Source organism: Streptomyces sp. NPDC001732, assembly GCF_053596315.1.
Genome location: NZ_JBSFFY010000163.1, coordinates 1 through 3753, shown reverse-complemented (window position 1 = coordinate 3753; position 3753 = coordinate 1). Strand labels below are relative to the sequence as shown.

Below are 3753 nucleotides of genomic sequence, written 5' to 3'. Positions count from 1 at the left end.
TACATCCAGTATGCGGACGCCCCTCCGCCTTGCGATGCACCGCATCTGACGCCGCGCGCTGATCCACCGGGGATTACGGGACAGCCCTTAGGGAGTGTCGTCAAAGGGCTACGCCCACATGAGAAGTGAGGCGAGGGTGACGGCTGCCTGGTAGCACTCGGCGGTCTTGTCGTAGCGAGTTGCGATGCCTCGCCATTGCTTCAGCCTGTTGAAGCAGCGTTCGACGACGTTACGGCGTTTGTAGATCTGCTTGTCGAAGGCGGGCGGGCGCCCGTCGGAGCGGCCGCGTCGAAGGCGGTTGGCGATCTGGTCCGCTCGTTCGGGAATCGTGTGGGCGATGTTGTGCCGCCGAAGCCAGGCGCGGATCGCCTTCGAGCTGTGGCCCTTGTCGCCGATGACATGGGCGGGTCGGGTCCGGGGCCGTCCCGGACCCGACCGGGGCACCCGGATGGCGCCCATCACAGCGGTGAACCGCGTGCAGTCGTTGACGTTGCCGCCGGTCAGGGCCACGCCGAGCGGGCGGCCGAGTCCGTCGACCGCCAGGTGGAGCTTGCTGGTCAGCCCGCCGCGCGAGCGGCCGAGAGCCTGGTCGCGGAGCCCCCTTTTCGGGCTCCGGCGGCATGCTGGTGGGCTCGGACGATGGTGGAGTCGACCGAGCCGACCCAGTCGATGTCGCCAGCTGCGTCCGCCTTCGCCTGCGCGGCTTGCAGCATCCGCTCGAAGGTGCCGTCCTTGGCCCACCGGCGGAAGCGGGTGTGCAGGGTGGCCCAGGACCCGTACCGCTCGGGCACGTCCCGCCAGGCAACTCCGGTACGGAACTTCCACACGATGCCGTTCAGGAGCATACGGTCGTCCAACCGGGGACGGCCTGTCGCAGCCGTGAGCAGCAAAGGCCGCAGCAGGTCCCACTCGGCATCGGACAACTCCTGGCGACGTATCACCCAGACATGATCCACTGCCCAAGATCACGGGTCGATGCCGTGACGGACTGAGCGCCAAGGACTACCTGGCCTGCCTCGGACCGCGCGGGCTCAGACTGCGAAGCCACCGTCCACCGCCAGCTCCGCGCCTGTGACGTATCGGGCGCTCTCGCCGACCAGGTACGAGACGGCATCCGCGACCTCCACCGCCGTGCCGTAGCGGCCGAGCGCAGTGAAGCCGCGCTGGAAGTCGGCGGAATCGCCGTCGCCCGGGTTCATGTCGGTGTCGATCGGGCCCGGGTGGACCAGATTGACGGTGACCCCATGCGGGCCGAGCTCCCGGGCCATGCCCTTGGTGAAGCCGATCAGAGCGGCCTTGCTGGTCGCGTAGAGCGTGCTTCCGGGGAAGGCCACGCGCTGGGCGATGCAGCTGCCGATGCTCACGATCCGTCCGCCCTCGACCATGTACTGCAGCGCCGCCTGGGCATAGAGGTAGGGCGCACGAACGTTCACCGCCAGCACCCGGTCGATCTGGTCGCATGTCACCGCCTCGATTGGTCCGACGGCGCCGACACCCGCATTGTTCACCAGGATGTCCAGCCGCGTGAGCCGCTCGGCGACCGCCGCCACCGCGCCGCACACCGCCTCCGGGTCTGCGCTGTCCGCGCGGACGGCCCAGCCGCTCCGCCCCATCGCGGTGATCTTGGCGACCACCTCCTCGGCCAACTCGGCCGAGCCCTGGTAGGTCAGCGCCACGTCTGCGCCGTCCTCGGCCAGCCGCAGCGCGACCGCCGCCCCGATCCCCCGGCTGCCGCCGGTCACCAGCGCCACCTTGCCGTCGAGCGCCGTCGCACCGTTCATCGTCATCTCCGTAGAACTCCTTGTTCCGGTCTTGGACACGCTCAATCCAAGACCGGAACGCCCTGCGGGTCCGGCGGTATTCAGACGTCACGTTCAATCTTCAACGACGACTCCGTACACCCCGGAAGTACGAACCGACCCTGGCTGCCCGGTGCAGTTCGGTCCGCTCGCCGGATCGGCGACCACGTGGACCAACGGGCAGCTCGGCCGGCGGACCGCCGCCGTCCAGCACCGCGCGCCGAGCTAGTCAACGTCGGTCAGCTCGGCCTCCGCGGGTAGCTGCCGGCCGGACGGCGCGAGTTTGAAGACGGGCCCTAGTGCGGGCCAGCCTGACTCTGGGAGAGCGTTTGATCTAGGCGCTGTCCCGTAAATGATCTACGGCATGCTGGTTGACCAGCGTTGTTTCCGGGTCATCCGGCGAGGGTGAGGTTGTGGAGGCGGGCGATGCCGAGCATGGCGTGGTGGGCGCCGTCGCCTTTCAGGCGGCGGTCGCGGAGGATCTTCCAGGTCTTCATCCGCGCGAAGGCATGCTCGACTCGGGCGCGGACCTTGCGGTGGGAAGCGTGGTGTTCCTCTTTCCGGTCCGGGAGTTCGGTCTGGCCGCGTTCGTGGCGGTGCGGGATGACCAGGCCGGTGCCGCGCTAGCCGCCGTCCGCGATCACCGTGGTCCTGCCGACGGCGCCCTTCGCTCCGGACACCTCCCACGCTTTGCAGTCGTTGCGGTTGCCGGGCAGCGGCCGGCCGACGGCGGCGACGAGCCGGGTGTCCGCGTCGATGACGACCTGGTGGTTGGTGGAGTACCGGTAGTTCTTCGACCGCTCGGCGATGGTGTGGTCGCGGGTGGGCGCCAGGGTGCCGTCCACGATCAGCACGGTGCCCTTGCGGAACCGTCCGCGCGGCTGGAGCGCGAGCGAAGGGCCCAGGTGATCGACGATCCGGTCGGCCGCCGACTTCGACACCCCGAACAACGGAGCCAGTTGGCGCAGGGTGAGATTCGTGCGCCAGTACGCGGCGACCAGCAGGACCCGGTCCTCCAGCGGCAGGCTCCAGGGCCGGCCCTTACGGACCGGGTCGGCATCCTCGCGCCGCAGCGCGGTGACCAGCTTGCCGAACTGCCGCGGGCTCAGTCCGATGAACAGGGCTGTCCAGGACGGCTCCGACGCCCTGATCACATCAGGCACAGCAAGATCGTCTCACCTCTGACCAGTAGTTACTGGACACCCTTAGACTGCACTTCGGCTTCGGCGGCAAGGATCAGATCCCGGTGCTCCGGCACCAGTCTGCGGAACACGGCTTCGAGCGGCTCGCCGGGCTTCGCCTCCACGGCCGGCGTTCGGTCCCTGACAATCATGGGAATACCGCCTGCGCAGGTCTCCTGATCGTCGATCTTCTCCATGTTCTCGACGCGATCGTGGAGGCCCTCGTTCTCTCAACCCGGTTCACCAGTGGTCAGGCAATTCCCGTAGGTGCCCACCACATTGACGAGGTTGCCCATGCGCGGGTTGTATCCGACGGTCTCGATGATCAGGGCCCAGCGCCCCGGGTCACGGTAGAGGTGCATCCGCACATCCACTGCGTAGAAGTAACCGTTGTCGGGATGAGGGAGCTTGAACTCGGTGGCGCATTTGTCCAGTTGGGCGAGAATATCGTTCGCTTCGATCACGTCGGCGGACGCTACCAGGGCTGACTGACTGTGAAGCTTGCCTCACTTCGTTTGGAGGAAGCCCTCGATGTCCGCGGCGACTTCCCGCGGCAGCTCGACGCCCGGGACGTGCGTCTCACTGTTGAGCCGCGTGTACTTGAACCACGGGTTCTGCGCATGGAACCGCTTGTGCAGGGTGTCGTAGCTCTCCGACTTCGGATGCGAGAACACACGCGGCCGGGGAACCGTGCCGCTGAAGGAGGGCCTGGATGTAGGGGCAGGCCAGGCGCGGGCCGACCACTCGTTCCAGGGAGGGGTGGATCTGGGAGA

The 3753-nt window shown here is 67.8% G+C and carries 3 protein-coding genes and 3 pseudogenes; all 6 read right to left on the bottom strand.

From position 1 onward, the window contains the following. Window positions 1-108: 108 nt before the first annotated feature. A pseudogene (locus ACWCXX_RS40870) lies at window positions 109-938 on the bottom strand (IS5 family transposase). Between the two features lie 93 nt (window positions 939-1031). Further along, window positions 1032-1787, bottom strand: a complete 756-nt coding sequence (locus ACWCXX_RS40865) for an SDR family NAD(P)-dependent oxidoreductase (protein WP_451136329.1) — start codon at window positions 1785-1787, stop codon at window positions 1032-1034. A gap of 404 nt (window positions 1788-2191) precedes the next feature. Beyond that, a pseudogene (locus tag ACWCXX_RS40860) lies at window positions 2192-2962 on the bottom strand (transposase). A gap of 29 nt (window positions 2963-2991) precedes the next feature. Next, window positions 2992-3177 (bottom strand): hypothetical protein, encoded by a 186-nt coding sequence (locus tag ACWCXX_RS40855; protein WP_451136327.1) that lies wholly within the window; start codon window positions 3175-3177, stop codon window positions 2992-2994. 33 nt (window positions 3178-3210) lie between these two features. Continuing rightward, entirely contained in the window at window positions 3211-3444 is a 234-nt protein-coding gene (locus tag ACWCXX_RS40850; RefSeq protein ID WP_451136325.1) for a DUF7003 family protein, read from the bottom strand. Window positions 3445-3486: 42 nt separating this feature from the next. After that, window positions 3487-3753, bottom strand: a pseudogene (locus ACWCXX_RS40845) (hypothetical protein); the annotation flags it as partial.